General features: G+C 67.2%; 21 protein-coding genes. 5 read left to right on the top strand and 16 right to left on the bottom strand.

Annotated elements, in window-relative coordinates:
• Nucleotides 1–2 precede the first annotated feature (2 nt).
• Nucleotides 3–1361: an MATE family efflux transporter gene (locus QO015_RS09925; protein WP_266279710.1), complete on the bottom strand. Its 1359-nt coding sequence runs from the start codon at nt 1359–1361 to the stop codon at nt 3–5.
• 134 nt (nt 1362–1495) lie between these two features.
• Here QO015_RS09925 and QO015_RS09920 point away from each other — a divergent pair, with 134 nt between their 5' ends.
• Nucleotides 1496–2398, top strand: coding sequence for a histone deacetylase family protein (locus QO015_RS09920; RefSeq protein WP_266279712.1), 903 nt, complete (start codon nt 1496–1498; stop codon nt 2396–2398).
• Nucleotides 2399–2401: 3 nt separating this feature from the next.
• Here QO015_RS09920 and QO015_RS09915 read toward each other — a convergent pair whose 3' ends face one another.
• On the bottom strand, nt 2402–2656 hold the full coding sequence (locus QO015_RS09915) for a hypothetical protein (protein WP_266279713.1): 255 nt from the start codon (nt 2654–2656) through the stop codon (nt 2402–2404).
• Between the two features lie 208 nt (nt 2657–2864).
• On the opposite strand from QO015_RS09915, the gene QO015_RS09910 reads away from it, so the two are divergent.
• Both QO015_RS09910 and QO015_RS09905 read left to right on the top strand, forming a co-directional pair.
• Nucleotides 2865–3545, top strand: coding sequence for a transaldolase family protein (locus tag QO015_RS09910; protein WP_266279714.1), 681 nt, complete (start codon nt 2865–2867; stop codon nt 3543–3545).
• 105 nt (nt 3546–3650) lie between these two features.
• Nucleotides 3651–6044, top strand: a complete 2394-nt coding sequence (locus QO015_RS09905) for a phosphoketolase family protein (RefSeq protein ID WP_266279715.1) — start codon at nt 3651–3653, stop codon at nt 6042–6044.
• Nucleotides 6045–6142: 98 nt separating this feature from the next.
• Here the strand turns inward: QO015_RS09905 and QO015_RS09900 are convergent, their stop codons facing one another.
• The 3 genes from QO015_RS09900 to QO015_RS09890 all read right to left on the bottom strand — a co-directional run bounded on the left by QO015_RS09900 (nt 6143) and on the right by QO015_RS09890 (nt 8698).
• Nucleotides 6143–6571 carry a VOC family protein gene (locus QO015_RS09900; RefSeq protein WP_266279716.1) on the bottom strand — a complete coding sequence of 143 codons (429 nt, stop codon included), beginning with the start codon at nt 6569–6571 and terminating at the stop codon, nt 6143–6145.
• 334 nt (nt 6572–6905) lie between these two features.
• On the bottom strand, nt 6906–7442 hold the full coding sequence (locus QO015_RS09895; RefSeq protein WP_266279718.1) for a deoxynucleotide monophosphate kinase family protein: 537 nt from the start codon (nt 7440–7442) through the stop codon (nt 6906–6908).
• A complete protein-coding gene (locus QO015_RS09890) occupies nt 7439–8698 on the bottom strand; it encodes a hypothetical protein (protein WP_266279720.1) in 1260 nt (419 codons plus the stop codon). The genes QO015_RS09895 and QO015_RS09890 overlap by 4 nt, the downstream gene beginning before the upstream one ends.
• Before the next feature lie 64 nt (nt 8699–8762).
• On the opposite strand from QO015_RS09890, the gene QO015_RS09885 reads away from it, so the two are divergent.
• Nucleotides 8763–9014, top strand: a complete 252-nt coding sequence (locus QO015_RS09885; RefSeq protein ID WP_266279721.1) for a hypothetical protein — start codon at nt 8763–8765, stop codon at nt 9012–9014.
• Nucleotides 9015–9018: 4 nt separating this feature from the next.
• Here the strand turns inward: QO015_RS09885 and QO015_RS09880 are convergent, their stop codons facing one another.
• The 3 genes from QO015_RS09880 to QO015_RS09870 all read right to left on the bottom strand — a co-directional run bounded on the left by QO015_RS09880 (nt 9019) and on the right by QO015_RS09870 (nt 10662).
• Entirely contained in the window at nt 9019–9399 is a 381-nt protein-coding gene (locus QO015_RS09880; RefSeq protein WP_266279722.1) for a hypothetical protein, read from the bottom strand.
• A 10-nt stretch (nt 9400–9409) separates the two neighbouring features.
• Entirely contained in the window at nt 9410–9910 is a 501-nt protein-coding gene (locus QO015_RS09875) for a hypothetical protein (protein ID WP_266279723.1), read from the bottom strand.
• Between the two features lie 74 nt (nt 9911–9984).
• Nucleotides 9985–10662: a peptidoglycan-binding protein gene (locus QO015_RS09870; protein ID WP_266279724.1), complete on the bottom strand. Its 678-nt coding sequence runs from the start codon at nt 10660–10662 to the stop codon at nt 9985–9987.
• Between the two features lie 30 nt (nt 10663–10692).
• On the opposite strand from QO015_RS09870, the gene QO015_RS09865 reads away from it, so the two are divergent.
• A complete protein-coding gene (locus tag QO015_RS09865) occupies nt 10693–10824 on the top strand; it encodes a hypothetical protein (RefSeq protein WP_266279725.1) in 132 nt (43 codons plus the stop codon).
• A gap of 3 nt (nt 10825–10827) precedes the next feature.
• Here the strand turns inward: QO015_RS09865 and QO015_RS09860 are convergent, their stop codons facing one another.
• The 8 genes from QO015_RS09860 to QO015_RS09825 form a co-directional block, all read right to left on the bottom strand.
• Nucleotides 10828–13239 carry a hypothetical protein gene (locus QO015_RS09860; protein ID WP_266279726.1) on the bottom strand — a complete coding sequence of 804 codons (2412 nt, stop codon included), beginning with the start codon at nt 13237–13239 and terminating at the stop codon, nt 10828–10830.
• 72 nt (nt 13240–13311) lie between these two features.
• Nucleotides 13312–14106, bottom strand: a complete 795-nt coding sequence (locus QO015_RS09855) for a hypothetical protein (RefSeq protein WP_266279727.1) — start codon at nt 14104–14106, stop codon at nt 13312–13314.
• On the bottom strand, nt 14106–14507 hold the full coding sequence (locus tag QO015_RS09850) for a hypothetical protein (RefSeq protein ID WP_266279729.1): 402 nt from the start codon (nt 14505–14507) through the stop codon (nt 14106–14108). Before QO015_RS09850 ends, QO015_RS09855 begins: the two co-directional genes overlap by 1 nt.
• Nucleotides 14508–14531: 24 nt before the next feature.
• Nucleotides 14532–15191 carry a DUF2793 domain-containing protein gene (locus QO015_RS09845; protein WP_266279731.1) on the bottom strand — a complete coding sequence of 220 codons (660 nt, stop codon included), beginning with the start codon at nt 15189–15191 and terminating at the stop codon, nt 14532–14534.
• Nucleotides 15188–19084 carry a baseplate multidomain protein megatron gene (locus QO015_RS09840; protein WP_266279732.1) on the bottom strand — a complete coding sequence of 1299 codons (3897 nt, stop codon included), beginning with the start codon at nt 19082–19084 and terminating at the stop codon, nt 15188–15190. The genes QO015_RS09845 and QO015_RS09840 overlap by 4 nt, the downstream gene beginning before the upstream one ends.
• Nucleotides 19085–19531, bottom strand: a complete 447-nt coding sequence (locus QO015_RS09835) for an NlpC/P60 family protein (protein WP_266279733.1) — start codon at nt 19529–19531, stop codon at nt 19085–19087.
• Nucleotides 19506–20399: a phage/gene transfer agent baseplate hub protein gene (locus tag QO015_RS09830; protein WP_266279735.1), complete on the bottom strand. Its 894-nt coding sequence runs from the start codon at nt 20397–20399 to the stop codon at nt 19506–19508. Before QO015_RS09830 ends, QO015_RS09835 begins: the two co-directional genes overlap by 26 nt.
• Entirely contained in the window at nt 20396–21034 is a 639-nt protein-coding gene (locus QO015_RS09825; RefSeq protein WP_266279736.1) for a DUF2460 domain-containing protein, read from the bottom strand. Before QO015_RS09825 ends, QO015_RS09830 begins: the two co-directional genes overlap by 4 nt.
• Between the last annotated feature and the right edge of the window lies 1 nt (nt 21035).

The raw sequence follows: 21035 nt of genomic DNA, 5'->3' as shown, positions 1-21035 counted from the left end.
GCTCAGTCCTCCGCCCCCTCCGGGCCGAAGGTGGAGGCGATGCGGCTGCGGCAGCGCCAGGCGAGCGTCAGCCCGCGCGCCGAAAGGAAGACGATCAGCGCCAGCCACAGACCGTCCGTTCCGAGCGCCGGTTCGGCCCACCACCAGACGGCGAGGAAAAGGACGAGCGAGGCCAGCATCATGTTGCGCATGTCGCGCGACCAGGTGGCGCCGATGAAGACGCCGTCCATCTGGAAGGCGAGCACGCCGGCGATAGGTGTCGCCACCGCCCAGGGCAGGTATCGCCGCGCCGTCTCGCGCACCTCTTCATTGGCGGTCATGAGATCAATGATCGCCGGCCCGGCAAGCGCGAAGACCAGCGCGGCGGCGAACGCGAGGCCGTAGCCCCAGAGGAGCGTCAGCCAGACAGAGCGCACGAAGGCGGCGCGGTAGCGCGCGCCGACCGCGCGTCCGGCATATTGCTCCGCCGCCGCCGCGAACCCGTCGAGGAAATAGCCGCCGACGAGGAAGAGGTTCATCAGCACGGCATTGGCGGCGAGCGTGACATCGCCGAAGGCGGCGCCGCGCGAGGCGAAGAAGCCGAAGGCGAAGAGGAGGGCGAAGGAGCGGATCATGATGTCGCGGTTGACCGCGATCATGCGGACGATCGCCGTCCGGTCGAGAACCTTGGCCCGCGCCGGGCGGTCGCGGCGATCGAGCGATGGCAGCACGACGAGGAGCCCGAGACAGGCGGTGATCGCCTCGCCGAGCGTCGTGCCGAGCGCCGCTCCGGCGATGCCCCAGCCGAAGCCGAGCACGAAGAGGATGCTGAGCGCGATGTTGAGCCCGTTCAGCACCGTCTGGAGGACGAGGCCGGCCGTGGCGCGGCCGAGCCCGACCAGCCAGCCGAGCATGGCGTAGTTGGCGAGCGCGAAGGGCGTCGAGAGGAGGCGGATGTCGAAATAGGTCGTCGTCGCCGCCTGCACCGCCGGGCTGCCGCCGAGTCCGGCCAGCGCGAGCGCGAGGATCGGCCGGCCGAGCAGGATGACCACGATGCCGATCGCCACGGCGAGCAGCAGCGCGCGGAACAGCACGGCCTGCATCTCGGTGCGGTCGCCGGCGCCATAGGCCTGCGCGGTGAGGCCCGTCGTGCCGCTGCGGAGAAAATTGAAGGTCGAGAAGATGAAGTCGAAGACGACGGCACCGAGCGCGACGCCGCCGATCAGCGCCGCATCGCCGATACGGCCGATCACTGCCATGTCGGTGATCCCGAGCAGCGGCGTCGAGAGATAGGCGAGCGTCATCGGCACGGCGATCGCGAGGATGCCGCGATGGGTGACGGCAAAGGCGCGGCGAGGCGCTGCGGCGGAAACGTCGTTCATGGAGGAATCGTGGTGCTGGCGGCCATTGCCGCGGCGGAATCGAAGGGGTCGAGGGATAGCCGCTTCCCGCTCTTTCGTCGATGCGGATCTGGACGAGGGCTCGCAACCCACCCGTTCCGCGCTATCCTCGGCGCATGCCGCTGCCGATCGTCCACCACGAGGCCTACACCGCCGAGATCCCGGCCGATCATCGCTTCCCGATGCGGAAATACGAGCGGCTGGCGGCGCTCCTGCACGCCGACGGCCTTGCGGATAGCGGCTTTGCCCGGCCGGAGGCGGCGAGCGCGGCCGAACTCGCGCTCGCGCATGACCCCGCCTATGTCGACGCGGTCCTGACGTTCTGTCTTCCGCCTGCGATCGAGCGCGAAATCGGCCTGCCGATGAACGAGACCGTCGTGCGCCGCGCTGCGACAGCGGCGGGTGGGACGATCCTTGCCGCGCGGCTGGCGTTGGAGACGGGGCTCGCCTGCAACACCGCCGGCGGCAGCCATCACGCCCGCGCGGAGCAGGGCGCCGGGTTCTGCACCTTCAACGATGTCGCGGTCGCCCTCGGCGTGCTCCTCGCCGAGCGGCGCATCGAGACGGCGCTGGTGGTCGATTGCGACGTGCATCAGGGCGACGGCACGGCCGCCATCTTCGCTGGCGATGCGCGGGTGACGACGCTGTCGCTGCATGGCGAGCGCAACTATCCGGTGCGCAAGCGCGCCTCGACCATCGATATCGGATTTGCCGACGGAACGGAGGACGCGGCCTATCTGGAGGCGCTCGGCGCGATCCTGGCGCCGCTGCTCGACCGGTTGCAGCCGGACATCGTCTTCTACAATGCCGGGGTCGACCCGCACCGCGACGATCGGCTCGGCCGGCTGGCGATGACCGATGCGGGGCTGGCGCAGCGTGATGCGCTCGTGCTGCAGGCGGTGCGCTCGCGCGATCTGCCGCTGGCGGGTGTCATCGGCGGCGGCTACGGCACCGATGTGGAGGCGGTGGCGCGGCGGCACCTCTCGCTCTTCAGAGCGGCAGCCGCCTTCGCGGACTAGGCGTCAGAGGAGCCGGCGGATCGTCCGGCTCTCGCCCTGCGAGGCCGAGAGACATTCCGGCGCGATATAGGGCCAGGACTGGACTTCACAGCCCTTGCGCCCGCCGACTCCGGCGCGTTCGAAGCTGACCGCGGCCGTCGGGTCGGCACTGCCGTTGCCATGGCCGGTGGCCTGCGTTCCCCAGGCGGTCACGGCCGTGGCGACGAGCGTCGCGGTTGCGAGAATGCCGATCACCCGGCTACGATCGATGCTGATCATGATCCCCCGCCGCCCTGCGGCGTCCCAGTCTGAAATTGTTCCGCTCAAGAACGGTTCGCTGGTCCAACGCGCGACCCTCGCGGCGGTTTCAAGCAGAAGCGCGGCCGCAGCGATGTGATGTGCTTCACGGCCGGTGGCTGGCCTCGAGGCGAGGTGCATTGCGTCGCCGGATCGTCTATTGGACGCCCGAACGAGACGGGGACCTGACATGACGGCAGACGACAATCGCGGGCGGATCCGCCTGCTGCTCGATACGGCGGACAGCAAGGCCTGGCGGGAGTGGCTGCCGACCGGCCTCTTCCACGGCGTCACGACCAATCCGACGCTGCTTGCCGCGGCCGGCATCCCCTGCGCGCTGCCCGATCTTCGGCGTCTCGCCGACACCGCCTTCGCACTCGGCACCGGCGAGCTGCAGATGCAGACCTTCGGCCGAAGCGCCGAGGCGCTGGAAGCGAACGGCCGCGCGATCGCGGCGATCGACCATCGCATCGTCGTCAAGGTGCCGATCACCCGCGAAGGCGCCATCGCCGCCGCGCGGCTCAAGGCGGACGGCATCCGCATCACCATGACCGCCGTCTATGCATCGCATCAGGCGCTCAGCGCCGCCGCGCTCGGCGCCGACTATGCCGCGCCCTATCTCGGCCGCATGAACGATGCCGGCCGCGACGGCGCCGGCGAGATCGCCGCCATGCAGGCCATGGTGCGGTCGGCCGGCAGCGCGATGCGCATTCTCGTCGCGAGCCTGCGTTCCGCCGAGGACCTCGCCCGCCTCGCGGCGCTCGGCCTCGATACCTTCACCTTCAGCCCCAAGGTCGCCGCCGCGCTGTTCGCCGATCCGCTGACGACCGCCGCGGCCGAGGCCTTCGAGGTCGCCGCCGAGACCCCCTGACCAGCCTTTCGTGACGAGCGCCCTTGATCATGGTCAAGGCCGGGCGCAGTCTGTCGCCCTCTATTGGCGGCCGGCTGCGCCTCGCCCCGGGAGCGCGGCCCCCGCATGACGGAGGCGACGATGACGCTGGACGGCCCCCTCGGCAAGGACGAGCTCGATCTCATCCATCGATATTGGAAGGCGGCTAACTTTCTTTCCGTCGGCCAGATCTATCTGCTCGACAACCCGCTGCTCCGCCAGCCGCTGACGCGCGATCATATCAAGCCGCGCCTGCTCGGCCATTGGGGCACCACACCCGGCCTCAACTTCATCTATGCGCATCTGAACCGCGTCATCCGGGCGCGCGACGCCAATGTCATCTATATCTGCGGCCCCGGGCATGGCGGCCCCGGCATGGTCGCCAACACCTATCTGGAAGGGTCCTACAGCGAGATCTATCCGGATGTCGCTCAGGATGCCGACGGTCTCGCCAAGCTCGTGCGCCAGTTCTCCTTCCCCGGCGGCATTCCGAGCCACGCCTCGGCCGACACGCCCGGCTCCATCCATGAGGGCGGCGAGCTCGGCTATGCGCTGGTTCACGCCTATGGCGCCGCCTTCGACAATCCCTCGCTCGTCGTCGCCTGCGTCATCGGCGACGGCGAGGCAGAGACCGGGCCGCTCGCCGCCTCCTGGCATTCCAACAAGTTCCTCTCGCCGGTCCATGACGGAGCGGTGCTGCCGATCCTGCATCTGAACGGCTACAAGATCGCCAATCCGACCGTTCTCGGCCGCATGAGCGACGCCGAGCTCGAGCAGCTCTTCTCGGGTTTCGGCTACGAGCCGTTCTTCGTCGAGGGCAGCGATCCCGAGCCCATGCACCAGGCCATGGCGGCGACGCTCGACACCGCCTTCGGCCGCATCGCGGCCATCCAGGCCGAGGCGCGCGCCGCCGGCCATGCGCATGCGCGTCCGCGCTGGCCGATGATCATCCTGCGTTCGCCCAAGGGCTGGACCGGGCCGAAGGAGGTCGACGGCAAGAAGGTCGAGGGCTTCTGGCGCGCCCATCAGGTGCCGATCGCCAATGTGCGCGACAATGCGGGACATCTGGCGCTGCTCGATGCCTGGCTGCGCTCCTACGAGCCCGATACGCTGTTCGACGAGAAGGGCCGGCTGATGCCCGAGCTGGCGGCGCTCGCGCCCTCCGGCAACCGCCGCATGGGCGCCAATCCGCATGCCAATGGCGGGCTGCTGAAGCGCGAGCTGAAGCTGCCCGACTTCCACGACTATGCGGTCGCCGTGCCCTCGCCGGGCGCGACGACGGCCGAGGCGACGCGCGTCATGGGCTCGTTCCTGCGCGACGTGATGGCGATGAGCGCCGAGACGCGCAATTTCCGCATCATGGGGCCGGACGAGACGGCCTCGAACCGGCTCGATGCGGTGTTCGAGACGACCGACCGCGTCTGGATGGAGGGGATCGAGAGCTATGACGACCATCTCTCGCAGGATGGCCGCGTCATGGAGGTGCTCTCCGAGCATCTCTGCCAGGGCTGGCTGGAGGGCTATCTCCTCACCGGCCGCCACGGCTTCTTCTCCTGCTACGAAGCCTTCATCCACATCATCGATTCGATGTTCAACCAGCACGCCAAGTGGCTGAAGGTCTCGCGCGACCTCGCCTGGCGGCGGCCGATCGCCTCACTCAACTATCTGCTGACCTCGCATGTCTGGCGGCAGGACCATAACGGCTTCAGCCATCAGGATCCCGGCTTCGTCGATCTCGTCGCCAACAAGAAGGCCGACATCGTCCGCATCTATCTGCCGCCGGACGCCAACACGCTGCTCTGGACGACCGATCACGTGCTGCGCACCTATGACCGCATCAACGTCATCGTCGCGGGCAAGCAGCCGGCGCCGCAATGGCTGACCATGGACGAGGCGGTCCTGCATTGCGAGGCCGGCATCGGCATCTGGACCTTCGCCGGCAACGAGGACGACCATGGCGAGCCCGATGTCGTCATGGCCTGCGCCGGCGACGTGCCGACGCTGGAGACGCTCGCCGCCGTCGACATCCTGCGCAAGGCGCTGCCGCAGCTGAAGGTGCGCGTCGTCAATGTCGTCGATCTGATGACGCTGCAGGCCAAGGAGCAGCATCCGCACGGCCTCACCGAGCGCGAGTTCGAGTCGCTGTTCACGCGGGACAAGCCGGTGATCTTCGCCTATCACGGCTATCCCTATCTCATTCACCGCCTCACCTATCGCCGCACCAACCACCAGCGGCTGCATGTGCGCGGCTTCGTGGAGGAGGGGACGACGACGACGCCCTTCGACATGACGGTGATGAACGGCCTCGACCGCTACCATCTCGCGATGTCGGCCATCGAGCGGGTGCCGGGTCTCGCCGTCAGCGCGGCGGCCGTGATGCAGAAGCTGCGCGACAAGCTGATCGAGCACCACCGCTATGTCCGCGCCCATGGCGAGGACATGCCGGAGATCCGCGACTGGGTCTGGCCGGGCCGCGGCTAGCGGGCTGCCGGCCCCCGGCATCGGGGTGCCGACGGAAGAGGCTCGTGGCCGGGGCTGCCCCGGCCATCCACGTCGTCTGCGTCTGGTCTCCTGCGCCGCTACTTGGCGAAGATCTGGCTCATGTCGGCGAAGGACTTGAATTCGAGCGCGTTGCCGGCGGGATCGAGGAAGAACATCGTCGCCTGCTCGCCGACCTCGCCCTTGAAGCGGATATAGGGCTCGATGATGAAGCTGACGCCGGCTTCCTTGAGCCGCGCGGCGAGGCGCTCCCAATCCGCCATTTCCAGCACCACGCCGAAATGCGGCACCGGCACGTCATGGCCGTCGACCGGATTGTGATGCGCGCCGGCATCGGCCGGGTCCTTCGGCTTCAGATGCGCGACGATCTGGTGGCCATAGAGGCTGAAATCGATCCAGCGGTCCGAGCTGCGCCCCTCTTCGCAGCCGAGCAGCCCGCCATAGAAGGCGCGCGCGGCGGCGAGATCGTCGACGGGAAAGGCGATGTGGAAAGGCGTGAGCGTCGTCATGATGAGATTCCGGCAGCAGGCGGCCGCGAGGCCATGCCGCGAGTGTCGCATGCCCCGCGCGTCGCCGGAACCCTCGGGGCCGGCTTTGACCGTGGTGAGGCCGCCATTCGGCCGTGACGCCTCGCAATCAGTCGTTCCCGCCGCTCCGCCGCGAGCCCCGCTTGATCAAGCCCCGGCAAAGAGGCTAGATAGGCGCGCTTCCGCCAGCCGGCCCGCCCGGCTCCGGAATGCGGGTGTAGTTCAATGGTAGACTGCATAATTCCCGCATTATCAAAGCCTTAGTTGCCAATTGGACCGTCGACCCGGCCATTGATCGGCAACAGCTTTTTCGCCATTAGTCCAACCGCGGTGGCCCGATGATCTGGTCGAGCCAGGCATGCAGCTCCTCGAGCGATCCGGCATTGCCGAGCTCGACATCGGCGTCGAAGGCCTGGGCCTCCGAGGCGTGAGTCCCGGCGATGCCGCCGCGTCCGCTGAGACGCACGACGAGCCCGCCCATGCGCCGCACGACATCGGCCTCGTCGGGGAAGCGACAGTCGTCCACGACGACGCGGCCGCCGAGGTCGAGGCAGTCGCCGGCGCGAGCCGACCAGAGAGTTGTCCAGAGATCCTGCGCGATGCACTGCCGCCCCCATTCGGTGCCGAGCGTCTGCATCGCATGGCGCGGCGTGCGGCCGCAGAGGAAGGGGCTCGGCCGTTCCTTCAGCGTTCCGTCGATCTCCTCGACTCCAAGGCCGATCGCGCGCAGCATCGCCTTGAGCGGATCGGCGAAGCGGGTTCGCACGAAGCCGTGACGCTCGACCAGGTGCAGGGCGGCCGTCGTCTTGCCGGAGCCGGCGAGGCCGGTGAATGCGACGAGGTTCATGCTCATGCCGCCGCGCTCCTCCAGCTGACCCAGTCGGCCACGGCCGGCCCGGCCGGTTCCTCGACCTTCACATCCCAGCGGCTGGTGATGCCGCGGCGCGGATGGACGAAGAAGAGCGGCTGCGAGGGCTCGCTCGGCGGCGCGCGCAGGGCGTTCTTCGCGTACTCGTCGAAGCCCTTGAGGCTGTTGGCGACGATCGCGCGCGGCAGCCAGAGCGGCTGATGCCAGTGCCCCATCAGGAGCACGTCATAGTCGCGGCCGCTCGAGGTCGCCTGGCCGCGCGTCTTCACCTCGCCGCGCATGATCGGGCCGATCGAGCCGATGATGCCGTCGCCGCCTTTGACGCCGAGCATGTCGCCATGCATCGCGAGGAAGCGCAGGCCATAGACCCGGTAATGCACCTCGTTGCTCTCGGGGATGTCGAAGACGATGTCGCTGCGGCCCTCATAGTGGCGGGCGAGCAGCTGGTAGATCAGCCAGTCGAAATTCTTGAAGACGTAGCGCTTGTGCTCCGGCTTCGGCGTCGAGCGGCCATGATTGCCCGAGGTGCAGGGCACATAGAGCCGGCCGAAGGTCTCGATCATCCGGTCGAGCGACCAGATGAGCAGGTCGCGGGCGCGCAACGCGGCCGGGATCTGCTCGAATTCGTCCGTCTTCGCCAGCTCGGGATGCAGGCCGCCGGAGACGAAGTCGCCGAGCAGGTTGACGACGGCGCCGGGATAGGCGCCCGGCCCGTGCTTGCGGCAGAGATGGATCGTCGCCGTCACGAGCCGCTTCACGCGCGCGTCGGCGATGGCCGGGTCATAGGCGTTGAGCCCGTTCGTCTCGGCGGAGGAAACGACCTCGCCGAGATGCCAGTCCGACCAGATGACGGACGGGACCTCCGGCGTGCGGCCCGTCATGGTGCGCGCCGGCGGATCGGCCATCCAGTCGGGCGGATCGGCCGGCGCTGCGGCGACGCGGCCGAGCAGGATCTTGATCGCATCCTCGCTCAGCGTCTCGCGGTGCGATTCGGTGAGCGCGCGCTTGAGGCTCGCGACCTCGTCGCGCAGCCGCACGATCTCGCGATCGGCCGCCGAGCCGCCGAGCCCGTTCGGCTTCCTGGCCGCCTTGCCGAGCAGCTCGCGGCGGATGCGCTCGCAGGTCCGGGCGCCCACGCCGGTCTCGCGCGCGGCGTCGGAGGCATGCTTGCCCTGCCGCAGGATGGCCTCGACCGCGGCGCGCTGCGCCTCCGAAATGTGGTGACCGCGCTGCCTTTGCATCGCCGCTCCTTGAACCGGACTGAATGAGAACAAATAAGAAACAGAGGCGATAGGAGGCGCAGCCATGACCGGGACGATCGAGAGCCTGATCAGCGGGCGATACAGGCTCACGGCCCACTGCCACGGCTGCAATCACAGCGCGGAAGTCGACCTCGAAACGATGGCGCGGATCTATGGCGGGGCCGCCTCGGTGCGCGGCTCGGCCGATCGCGGCCCGGCGAGGATTGGCGGCCGGGCGCTGGTCTGTCAGGAATGCGCCGGCCGCAACACCTCATTCCGGGTCTCGCCCGGCGACCTGCCGAGTGGGCGGTTGTGACCGCCTAGCCGGGCATCTTTGGTTCCCGCGCCCATCTCCTGATCCAGACGATGAGACCGCGCAGGATGCCGAGGCCGAGCGCGCCGGCGAGGAACGATGCGAGGCTTTCCACGCTCGGCGCCGGCAAGGCCTGCGGCGGGTCGATATGCCAGAATTCGCAGCCGGCGAGGATCGCATTGTAGAGCACCGGCCCGGCGACCGGGCCGACATGCATGGCCGTGAGCGCGCCGCCGATATACTCGACGAGCCGCTCCCGCCAGGGCTTGGCCGGCGGCAGCAGATGCGCCACGAAGGCGCCGGCCGCGCCGGCGAGCGCCGGGATGATCTTGGCGGCCAGCCAGGCGGCAAGCTCGTTGCCGTGGCCGCCGCCTTGCCAGTCCGCCATGATGCCCCCGCTATCTGCCGGCCGCGAACAGGCCGCCCGTCGCAGCCGTCACGATCTCGCCAGCCTTCACTTCGGCGTCGGCGCCGAGATCGAGCCTGGCGATGATCTTCTCGCGGATCGCCTGCTCGCCGCCGAGCCATTTGATGAGGCGGTTCGGGCCGTGCTCGACGACATAGCCGAGTGCTTCGGCGGCCACCGCGTTGCCGACATCGGCGGAAAGGACCTTGCCTCGCGCGGCGCCGGCGACAGCGTTGAGACCATAGGCCATTGCCATCGTGAGGATCTGCTCTGCCTGCAGGGTGCGCAGCCGCTGCAGGAGCGCGCCGGGCAATTGCCGCAGGCCCCAGAGAACGACCGAACCGGCCGAGGCTGCGAGAGCCGCAGCGCCAGCCGCGATCCAGTCCCCGATCGGAACGGTGACGACGGTCGAGGGCTCGGCGACCGCGGCCGCGTGAGCGACCCCGGCCAGGGCGACGAAGGCGAGCGCGAGCGCTCCGGCAATGCGGATCATGATCATCTCCCGTGTGTTTGCAGAAAGTGCGAAGAAGGCTTCCAACCGTCCGGAAATCCCGGATGGTTGGCGGGTCACAGCAGGTCGGCCAGCGCCGCCCGCGTCTTCGGGCCGGCGACGCCGTCGCGCTCGAGGCCCCTGCGACGTTGCAGCTCGCGGATGGCGGCGAAGGTCTTGTCGCCATAGTCGCCGTCGACCGCCCCCGGATCGATGCCGGCGGCCTGGAGCTGGCGCTGCAGCTCGATCACGTCGGTGCCCTTGCTGCCGCGACGGAGGACGGGATATCGCGTCTCGACGGCCGCCGGCGGCGGCTTCGGCGCCTCCCCAAAGAGGACGCAATCGCGCTTCGCGAAGTCGCGCCACGGCTTCAGCTCATAGTGCGGCAGGTCGGACAGCTTCTCGTCGGTCAGGACGCCGTTGCCGTTCCAGTCGCCGCCCCAGCGGATCGGGATCTTGAGGCGCCGCGCCTCTTCGAACACGATGACCGACAGCGCGATGAAGGCCTTCCGGTCGCCCCAGTCGAGCGGACGCGGCGCCACGTCGAGGGCGACGCTCGGGCTCCAGTTATGAGCGCTGTCGCCGAAATGCGCCTTGGAGTTGCCCTTGCGGAACGCCTCCTCCTGCGCCGCGCGGCCACGCTGGCTTTCGAGGATAATGATCGGCGTTCTCGCAGCGACGGCCTCGAAAAGCTTCTGCAGCAGGGGATGGGCCGCGCGAAGGCGCGCAGCCGAGGCCGCGTCAAGAACGCTCATGATGTCTCCGATTTGGTTTAAGGTGCCGGGATGCCCGACCGCGACCGCCGGACCCTTGCCGACCGCCTTCAGTCCGCCGGCTTGCTGATCGCCTCGGTAGTCATCGTCGCGGCGGCGCTGGCGCCGTGGATCAGGACGCTCTGGCGGATGATCGCCGGGTGAGGATCAGCTCGTGAGGTTCTTCAGGTTCGCGTTCGACTGGCGGGAATTGAGATGCCAGACCAGATCGATACTCCCGGCCCACGCCTCGCCGGTGAACGACCGGCCGACGCGCAGCCACGCCGCCGCAGGAACGTTGCCGGAGGTGGCCGTGACCGCATCGCCGCCGTTGAGCGAGGCCGCGAAATCCGCCTGCGCGTGCGCGGCCGCGACGCGGATCGCGGTGTTGATGCCGACCGGGCCGAGGGGCAATGTCGCGACGTCGACGCTATTGACCGTGTAGATCGCCCGGAGGATGCCGTCCGTGCCCCAGACGATGCGGCGGCGGTTGGCTTCCGAGCCGACATCCTCCTGGTGCAGCACCTGCGCCGTGCCGCTCGGTAGAGCTGAGCCGGTGGTCGCCTTGATGAAGGTCGTGTGGGCGGTTCCGGAGTAGCCGGGGAACGGCCCTTCCTCCATGACCGAGACATTGTCGATGTCGCTGATTCCCGATCGAGCGACATTGGCGTCGCCGGCGGCGAAGAAGAGCGCCGTCGCGCGGCTCGCAATGTGCTGCACGGAACCGACGACCGGCACCGCCGTGCTGAAATAGAGATTGTTGCCGGCCGAGTTGCCCCAGCGGCAGTCCGCCATGTTTCCGCTGACCGCGTAGGAATCGAACTTGGCGACATAGGCCTTGCCGATCTCGGCAGTGAGGCCCTGATAGGCATATTGCGTCTGGCCGTTCGTGGCGCGCGTCACGCGGAGGCGCCCGCCGACCGCCGCGATCGAGACCGTGGCGGCCGAGGCCCACGCGGCGGTGTCGGTATCGAAGGTGCCGTTGACGATCAGCTCTCCACCCAAGATTGCCGGGACCGAGACGCGGGTGATGCCCGACTTCGTGATGCCTGCGGCGGTGTTGAACGCCGCCTCGTCGGCATAGCTCGTGGTGCCGAGCCGGTAGATCCCGTTCACATAGTCCGCGACGAACGACGTCGTGTCGATGACGCCGGCCGAGGTCGCGGTGGTGCGGAAGCCGTTGATCGTGGCCGTCTCGACGACGGTGATCGTCTTGCCGGCCTCCGCGGACGTTTCGACGAAGGTCGGTCCCGTCGCGCCGGCGATCGGGATCCCGTCGGCGCACCACTGATAGGTCAGCGCCGGCGTCTGGAACCAGGTGCCGGGGATCGCGGAAAGCGTCCGCCCGAGGCCGCGGACGCCGAGGATGCCGGGGATGTCCTTGTTGATCGCCGGCACCTTCGGCATGTTCCGCATCAGGTCGTTCAGCGCGAGCACCTGATAGCCGAGCGGCGTCAGATGCAGCCCGTCGAGGAACAACCCGCCGTCCACCATGGACTGGTACGAGGTCGAATCCTCGTAGCGGAAATGGCTGACCATCGGGTCGGAGAGGCAATAGCGCGCCATCGCCGCGTCGTAGGACGCGATCTTGACGTCCTGCGGGAAGGAAATCGGCACGCCGCAGCGGACCTCGCAGGCGAGATTGCCGAGCGGAAAGCCGCAGAGCTTCTCCCAGCCATATTTGAAGCGTTCCCAGATGATGCGGAACTGCGCGACATAGTTGACCGCGCTGTTGTCGGTCATGTTCCGGGCATTCTCGCCCTCGTGGATGGCGAAGATCGCCATCGGCACCAGGCCGCGGTCGAGCTGGATCTGCACGCAAGCCGTGATCACATTGCGCAGCTGATCGTCCGCGAGCGCCGTCATGTAGGCCGCCATGCCGCCGATGGTCTGCCCGCCCTCGGCGAACATCGACGTCAGGCAATAGCCGACCTGGGCATCGCGGTCCTCGAGCTGCATCCACGATTGCAGCGCCGGCGCGGTGATCGTCGTGCCGGACTGGCGCCAGCGGCATTCGAGAGCCCCGGTCCTCGCCGGGTCGGCAGCAACATCGAGCGTGCCCCGCGTGACGCCATAGACGCCGGTGTTGGTGTTGATGACGGGCGATTGCGCAATCCCCGTGTAAGGAGCCGCGCCAAGGCGCATGTGCGGTCGCACGGTTCCGGCGCCCGATGGAAAGGTGCCGTAGGCGAAGTGCAGGCGCAGGCGGTGACGGTGATCGAGACCGTCGGCACCATCGGCAGAGGCGAACAAGCGCGCGCCGTCGCCGGGATCGCCGGTTTCCTGGTAGCCGAAGCCGGCATCCAGCGGGCCCGGCGTCGGATCCTTCTGCCCAGGGAGGAGGAACGCATTGAACTCGCTCGGCCGCGTCCCGTCATTGGTCGGCGGCACATAGAGCGCGTTGTATCCGGCCGCGCTCTCTGCCCCTCGCGGCAGCACCGAGGTCGCATAGATCGGGACGAACTGGCTCATGGCATAGGGCCAGCCATAGTCCCAGCCGTAGCCGTCCTTCATCTGCTGGCTGTTGCCCATGGCGATCTCGGCGACGAGACGGGTCGCCGCGAGCGCGCGAAACTGCATGGACCGCGACGGTCGCTTCGTCTGCCCCGAGAGCGCCGCTCGCCGCTGATTGAGCGATGACATCCGGGCCTCTCAGTTCTGGAGGACTTCGAGCGCCAGGGCGAAGGTCTGGCCGGATGCCGGGGTGTAGGCGCCTCGCACCTCGAGCAGGGCGTAGATATTGGCGGTGCCGGCGGCCGGCTCGAAATTGATCTCGCTGCCCGCGTTCGGCGCCCCCTCGCCCTTGGCCCCGTCCGAAAAGGCGACATCGAAGGTCACGTCGAAATAGCCCAGATGGACCGAGGCGATGCCGTTGACCGCGCCGGAGAAGGCGCCGTTGTCACCGACCGCGCTCGTCGGCACGCTCCGGAAGAGATGGACGCGGACGGTGTTGTTGGCCCAGGCGGCGTTGCTGGTGGCGAGGCGGACCTTTCGGACCATCCCGGTCACGTCGTTCGTGCGGGCGACCGCGAGCGCCATCGGCGCGACCGAGCCGGCCGTCGTCGAGTTCGCGATGAGGTCGCCGGTCGCATAAACGGCGGTATCGGCGGGGCGCGTGAGCGTCGCCGTTACGATCTTGGCGGGGCCGACGGAGACCTGCGGATCGGCGGGCGCGCCCGTCTTCTGCGCCTGCAGTGCCGCGAGCACGGCAGCAAGCGTCGTCTGAGTAGCGGCCCCGGTCGGCAGCACCGCTGCGGCATCGCCTACCGCCTCGACGAGCGCCGCGTTCAGCGCCTCAAGGTCAACCGCTGCCGAACCGTCCGGCCTGGCGATGATCTGCAGGGCGATGAAAGGGCCGTCATCCGTGCCGCTCGTGTTGACGACACGACGCGGCATCAGGCCACCGATTGCATCCTTGATGTACTTTGTGACGAGCGTTGCGGCCATCAGATCCATCCGTCCAGTTCTTGATCGGTGTTGCCGGTGTAGGAGAAGTCGAGGCTGCCGCCCGGCTGCGTCGCGCCGTCGTCGAGGTTGAGCCCGCCAATGCCGATAACCGCGCCTGCAAAGAGCGTCTGCTCGCCCCCGACGCGGTCTTCGAGCTCGTAGTCGCAGAGACGGCCCAACGGCAGCTGGCGCGACTGGTCGACTGTCGGCTCCCAGATGAATCGGCGACCGTAGGGATCGATCGTCAGCCCGGCGCCGCTGTCGACCGTGAAAAGGCGCTTGCCGCGACGCCAGACAGTAAGCTGGCATTGCGCGGTGCCAGCGTAGCCATCTGCCCATGTCCACTCGATCGGCGGCAGCGAGTTTCCGCGCCACACAGAGATATCCTGCAGCGTAGTCATCGAGATCCCCGATGTTGAAGCGGTCTATGCCGCGGTGTCGCCGGCAATGTGGAAGACGGCGCTGGAGCCGCCGGAATTCGCCCGAACGAGCACCGTCACGAGCGCGTCGAGGCCGGACGTCTTCGTGTGGCTGTTCCTGTTCTTCAGCGACGCCCCGCTCGCGGGCGAGAATGTCACGGCGCCGGCGCCGCCTTGAATGACGATGCACTGGAAGCCGACAGGAAGGCTGTTCGGCAGCGTTAGGGTGATGGCCGATCCATTGGTGAGGATGACCTGCTTCCCGAGATCGGTGAGCGCGAGCGCGTCAGTGGTGCCGCTCCCGTTCCTCGCCGGGCGCAACTCGCCGAAGGCCTGCCAGGCACTTGCAGTGGCGTTCCAGCGATACTGACGGCTTTCGTCGCTCACCCAGACGATCAGTCCGTCGAAGGGAAGGAACCGGCGCCAGATGCCGTCCTGACGCTCTGCGAAGCTGTTGTCCCAGCCCGACCATGCGCCGGTAGCGCCGACCGGCACGATGTAGGCATCGCCATCGGATGCCCCGCCCGGAGGCGACGCGGTATCCTTGTCGAGCGCGCGCGCGCTCACGAGGGCGTCGAGGATCGTCAACGCTTCGTTGTGCGTGACATGCTTCTGCGCTTGCGACGCCGCGAGGTAAGGCAGCTTCAGGCGTGCGGATTCGCTCATGCGGCTTCCCTGTTCCAGACGAGTTCCTGACCCGAGATGCCGAGGCCGTAGGCATCACTGAATTGAGCGACCCGCAGCAGCACGCTCCATTGCCCGGTGCCGAAGTCGGCCGCCTGCATGCTCGAGGTGTAAATCCATGACGGGCTGCTCACGTCCGTCGTGCGCTTGATGGAACCGTCGCCCTGGTCGATCACCCACACGCGATAGCCTTCCGAAGCCTCGCCGAGCGGCACTTCTGCCGCTCCCCAGGAGTCACCTTCGATGCGGGTCCGCCTGATCCATCGGAGCGACCAATCCCCACTCGATGGGTCGCGCTGCCCCCGGAACTGGACCGGAGAAAGCGGGCGTCGCCCCTTGCCTGCAAACGTAAAGGCCAGATCGCGATAGGCCGGGTCGCTATAGGCGCGGTCGGCGGGTCCATACCGCCAGTTGAGAGCAAGCCCCGTGTTCGCCTGACCCATGCTTGGCTGCAGAACGGCTCGGTTGACCATCATCACCCTGGCGCCGGCCGGGACCGGGTCGCGCATGGCATGCTCGGTCCCCAGCTGGCCGCGCAGCAGATCCGTCAAGACATAGCTGCGCACGCCATCGAGCGTGGCCGTCGCGAACTGGATGACCTCCCATTCGCCGTCCTGGTTCTGGACCAGCAGCACGTTGCTGCCGTTCAGGACGAGATCCTCCTGCGCCGACGACATCTCGCCGCGGACGAGCTTCACATAGAGGCTGCCGGCGCGGTCCCAGCGCCCAACAGGGCCCGAATAAAAGGCGTAGCGGGTCTCGCCGATGATCGCCGGCGCGGTGCAGACGCTGTCGAGCGCAAAACCGGAGTCTGTCGGCGAGCGATAGAGTGCGACCCCCGAGCGGAAGGGCGCCGCTACGGCGCCGACATAGCCGACATAATCCTTGTCGCTGGATGCCAGCATCGGTCCGTCGACGAAGACCGCCAGCGGATCGATGAGTTGCACCTGCATGGCCCGAGGCCCGGCCGAGCGAGGCATCTCGACCGGCGCATAGTGGTCGGGATCGGCGGCTTCAGCCGCGATCCGGCGGCTGGCGCCATCGGTGATCCCGGTGACACGATATCGACGATTGCCGGTCGCGGCGAAGATGAAGATGTCGCCGGGATCGAGCCGCGCAAAGGACGGCGGCACGCTGAACGCAAGCTTGTCGCGGCCGATCCACGCTTCGTGCAGCAGCGTCTCGCTGGCTGCCCGGCCCCGCGTTTCCGGCATGATGACGGGCAAGTCGATCGTCACCGTACGGATGCTGCCGCCGGATGATCGGCGCGCCTCCGCCGAACCCGGCTGGTCGTCGCGGACCGGGTCGCCGAACGTCACTTTCACGGCGTCCGGAAGCTCGGTCTCTTGGCCGCGAGTCTCCGTCCAGAGTGGCCCGTCGGATTGCTCGGCAACGAGATCGTCCGAAGCGATCGTCACCGAACTCAGACGGCCGAGGCGCCGGACAAACTTGATCTTGCCCTCGCTCTCGACGGCATCGAAGGAATGGATCGGAGCGATGGACTCCAGGATGCTGCGGGCGCTTCCGACCGTATCGACGGTGACGCCCTCGACAACGCTGGGGATCGCCTCGACGAAGCCGTCCGTGAACCCGTAATCCGCGAGGACCGCTCTGATCGTCTCGCGAGCAGGCGCCGTTGCCAGACGGCCGTTCAGCCAGTGGCCGCGATCCCAATTTGGAGAGTCACCCCAGATGTTCTGGTCTTCCGGAAATGACGGCCAAGGCCTGATATCCCAGCACCAGACATTCGACCGGGCGAGATCAATCATGCCCGGGAGATTGTTGTCGCGCCAATAGCCGAGGAGCGCCTCGAGAAAGGCCCGCTGCATGGCATCGTCGCGGGCATGGTTCGAATAGTACGGCCAGCCACTTTCCGACGATTTTGCGTCGAGGAAGAGGTTCGGCTGGTTCGAACCCTTGTCCACGGCTCCGCAACCGAGCTCGGTGAAGACGATCGGCTTCGACTGCGGCGTCCACGCTGTCGAAGAGCCGGCGCGGACGCCTCCGGGCCGGTCATGGTGCGCGTTCAGCCACCAGTTGCGGACGTCCTTCTGGCGGAAAACCCAATGCTCGGACGCCGGGCTGGCATCGACGATCGGCGTTCGCGTCTGCGCATTGCGCGCCGCCATGCTGGCATAATACCAGTCATAGAGCTCGCCGCCTTCGACATTGCCGCGCAGATAAGCGTCGTCATAGATCGATGTCCCGAGGCCGTTCACATAGTCAAGATGGCTTTCTCCATCGCGCCAGTCGGAAAGCGGCATGTAGTTGTCGATGCCGATGAAGTCGATATTGCTGTCCGACCACAGCGGGTCGAGATTGAAATAGACATCGCTCGAGCCATCGGACGGACGGTGCGAATGATACTCGGACCAGTCAGCCGCATAACCGACGTCAACGACGCTTCCAAGCATCCCCTTTACATCTGCGGCGAGGGTCTTCAGAGCGTTGACAAAAGGATAGGTCGAGGCGCCGCTGCGCACCTGCGTGAGGCCGATCATCTCCGACCCGATCAGGAAACTGCTCACGCCGCCGGCAACCTGCGCGAGCTTCGCATAGTGCAGGATGAAGCGGCGATAGCTCCATTCCGCCGGGCCGACATAGGTGATGTTGCCGCCGGTGAAACCGAAATCGGCCGGCGCCGCTGAACCGACGAAGCTCGCCACCTGCGAGGCGGCCGTACCCGTCTTGTCGACGGTGCCAGGCTGTCCCGGAGCGGGCGAACAGGTGACGCGGCCACGCCATGGGTAGCCCGGCTGCTCGCTGCCGCCATAGGGATCTGGCAGCCCGTTGCCATGCGCGATATCCATCATCATGAAAGGCAGCAGCGTGACCGCAATGCCGCGTGACGACAGGTCCTGGATTGCCCGGATCACACTGCCGTCGTTCGGCGTGCCGCCATAGGCGGATGCTCCTTCGAACTGCGTCACGACCAAGGCCGTGGTGCGCGTGAGACCCGCGACTACCCACGGGAAGGGTACGGTCGTCCGCGTATTGTCGATGACCTTCGGGCGGACGGTGCACACGCCGCAGCGCAGATCGTCGCCGAACCACGGCACGACGAACAGCACCGATTTGAGCTCCGGCGCCAGCCATTGAAGGCGGCCGATGGATGCGTACCAGTCCGACACCGCCGTGAGGGTATGCCGGTTATCGCCATATCCGCCGAACTCGTCGTCATTGGCGGTGATCGGCTCGCCTTCGTAGAGGAACTCGTTGCCAGGGATGATCGCCACCCCCTCGATCATCGGCTCGAGGTCGCCGACCGAGCGGAACACCTCGACATGCACCTGCGGGATACGATTGCCGTAATCCTCGAGCGGCAGTCGCTCGAAGACGATATAGGCCAGCCCGCGATAGGCCGGCGAGTTGCCGCTGCCTTCCTTCGCCTCCATGAGAGAGTCGACGACGTGGTATTCGTCGCCCCGATAGTAGCGATAGGTGATGAGGAGCTGGTCGACCTCCTGTCCATCGAACCAGATCCGCCCGATGGTGGTAATCGGCCCTTCGCAGATGCCGACCGCGAAGTTGGCATAGTAGCGGTAGGTCGTCGTTTCGACCCGAGACCCGCCGCCCTTGCCGCCCGACGTGTCGGTCTCGATGACTTCCTCGAAATGCGTAGCCCAGAAGATCTGGCAGCCCATGCGCGCGCGACCATAGACCCTTGGGATGACCGCCCCTTCGGTCGAATTCGTGATGTCGGTCGTGGTCAGGCGTGGACCCGCCTGCTGCGTCGCGGGCGTGAGCGCGTTGACGACAGCATTGTCGATGGCTGCGCCGGCGAAGGCGCCGAGCGCCCGTCCGACCAGCGTGCCGACGGGGCCGAAGACGCTGCCGATGGCAGCGCCGGCCGTTGAGAGCAGGATGGTTGCCAACTAGAGACCCGGAAATCGGAAGGCAGCGGCGATGCGCCGGCGCCACCATGGAGTGAGGGAGAAGGCGACCACGCCGTCCTTCTCTTGTGAGTGAAGGACGCGATCGTCGCCGATCAGGATGCCGGCATGTTTCGCCGGAAGATGGTCGCGCCAGCGGAACAGCACGACATCGGCACAGATGGCCTTATCCGCCGAAATCGGCACGAGATGACGGCGCGCCGCCTCGAGCAAAGTCTCCCGGCCCGTCGCCTCGGACCAGTCGCTGCTATAGGCCGGCGGCAATTCCGGTTCGGAACCATAGATCTCCCGCCAGATGCCGCGGATGAGCCCGAGACAGTCACAGCCGACGCCCTTGAGGGAGGCCTGATGATGATAGGGCGTGCCGACCCACGTCCGCGCCACAGCGAGGACCGCGGCCCGGTCAATTGAAGAAGGAGCTGCCGTCATTTTCCGTGTCGCTCTTTTTGGCGACGCGCAGCACGGCATCATTGCCGGGGATATAAGGGAAGCCGCGGAAGTTCAGGTGATTGTCGAACTTCGCCTTGCAGGTCGCGAAAGTCTTGTCGCAGCCGGCGACGATGGTGAAGGTATCGCCGGGCGCGATCGGAAGCGGAGCGCGCTGCCAGAGCGTGATCGTGACGTCCGATTGCCGCCAGAGATTCTGGCGCACCTCGATCGCGACGCCTGCGTTGGCCCCTGATGTGAAGGTGAGCACGCCGAAGGTGAACCACCCTTCGGCAAAGTCCTCGAGGCCAGAGACGCTCAGATAGCGTCCGTCCAGGGCAACCGACACGCTTCCGCTGCCTTGGAACTCCGCAGCTGCCAGGTTGATCTTGCAACGGCCATCACCGAGGACCGCTGCGCACATCCGCTGATAGGTGTTGCCCTTCGACTGGTTGAGCTCGTGCGCCAGCCCGCGGATCTCGGCACTGAATGCAACCGACCCATGCGTGACCTCGCCGATCGAACCCTTGCGGACGAGGATGCGCTGCGATGCATCGGACCAGTTGACGCGCCAGATCTCGACCGTCGCATCATCCCATCGTCCGGCCGTGATGTCGTCGGCCGTGATGAGGTCCGATGAGATCGCGCTCTCGACATCGAGATTGTCGACGCTGAGACCAAGATTGGCCTCGATTTCCGTCGCCGTGAAGCCAGTCGCCGCGTCATAGGTGACGCCGTCGAAAGCGAAGGCGACATCGTGGTCCGTGAAGCCCAAGGTGAGGCCGTCGCGGCGCGCAACCTTCCAGCACCAGCAAAGCGTCGTCGCCCCGGTGTCGAGATGAGCCTGCAGCCCAGCAGGAAGGGTCTTCATGGCCTGATCTCGATGAGCGGAATGTCCGGCACCTCGCCGACCCGAAAATGCGCCAGGTTGATCGAGAGGAAATCGACGTCGAAGCGCACCGGCACGTCGAATTCGAAGCCGGCGCGGACGTCCTGTCCCGCGGTCGGGATGTTGCCGCCGGTGAAGGTGACGATCCCTGTCGAGTGATCGACGTTGAAATGCGTACCGCTCGTCTTCTCGACACCGTTGACCGCCACCCGGACGGTGCCCGAAACGGGCTTCTGGATTGTCCGCGCCCAGCTTTGCGCACCGGACGTATAGGTCTTGCGCAGCTGAAAGGTCGCGAGGGCGCCGGTTCCAGTCCCGATCAACTGATCGGTCGGCGCTATCGCGGCGTCGGGGGAGACCGATTTATAGTCCAGCCAGTCCTTGAAGCGGAAGCCGTTGAGGCGGCCGCCACGCGCTTCGAAGAACGTGATGATCTTGTGGATGTCGCTGATCGAGGTCGCGCCGTACCCCGCATTGTACTTCCGGCGCGAGTTGGCCCACACGGCGTTCCGCTCCTCGCCGCCCGAACCGGTCGTGACGATCTCGGTCTTGCGCTCAGGACCGCCGGTCGACCCGAAGGCGATCCGCACGGGGAAGCGCACGTCGTGAAACGCCATC

The organism is Kaistia geumhonensis (assembly GCF_030815145.1).
Taxonomy (GTDB): Bacteria; Pseudomonadota; Alphaproteobacteria; order Rhizobiales; family Kaistiaceae; genus Kaistia; species Kaistia geumhonensis.
The sequence above is the reverse complement of the archived record's forward strand: the minus strand, read 5'-3'. Positions and strand labels throughout refer to the sequence as shown.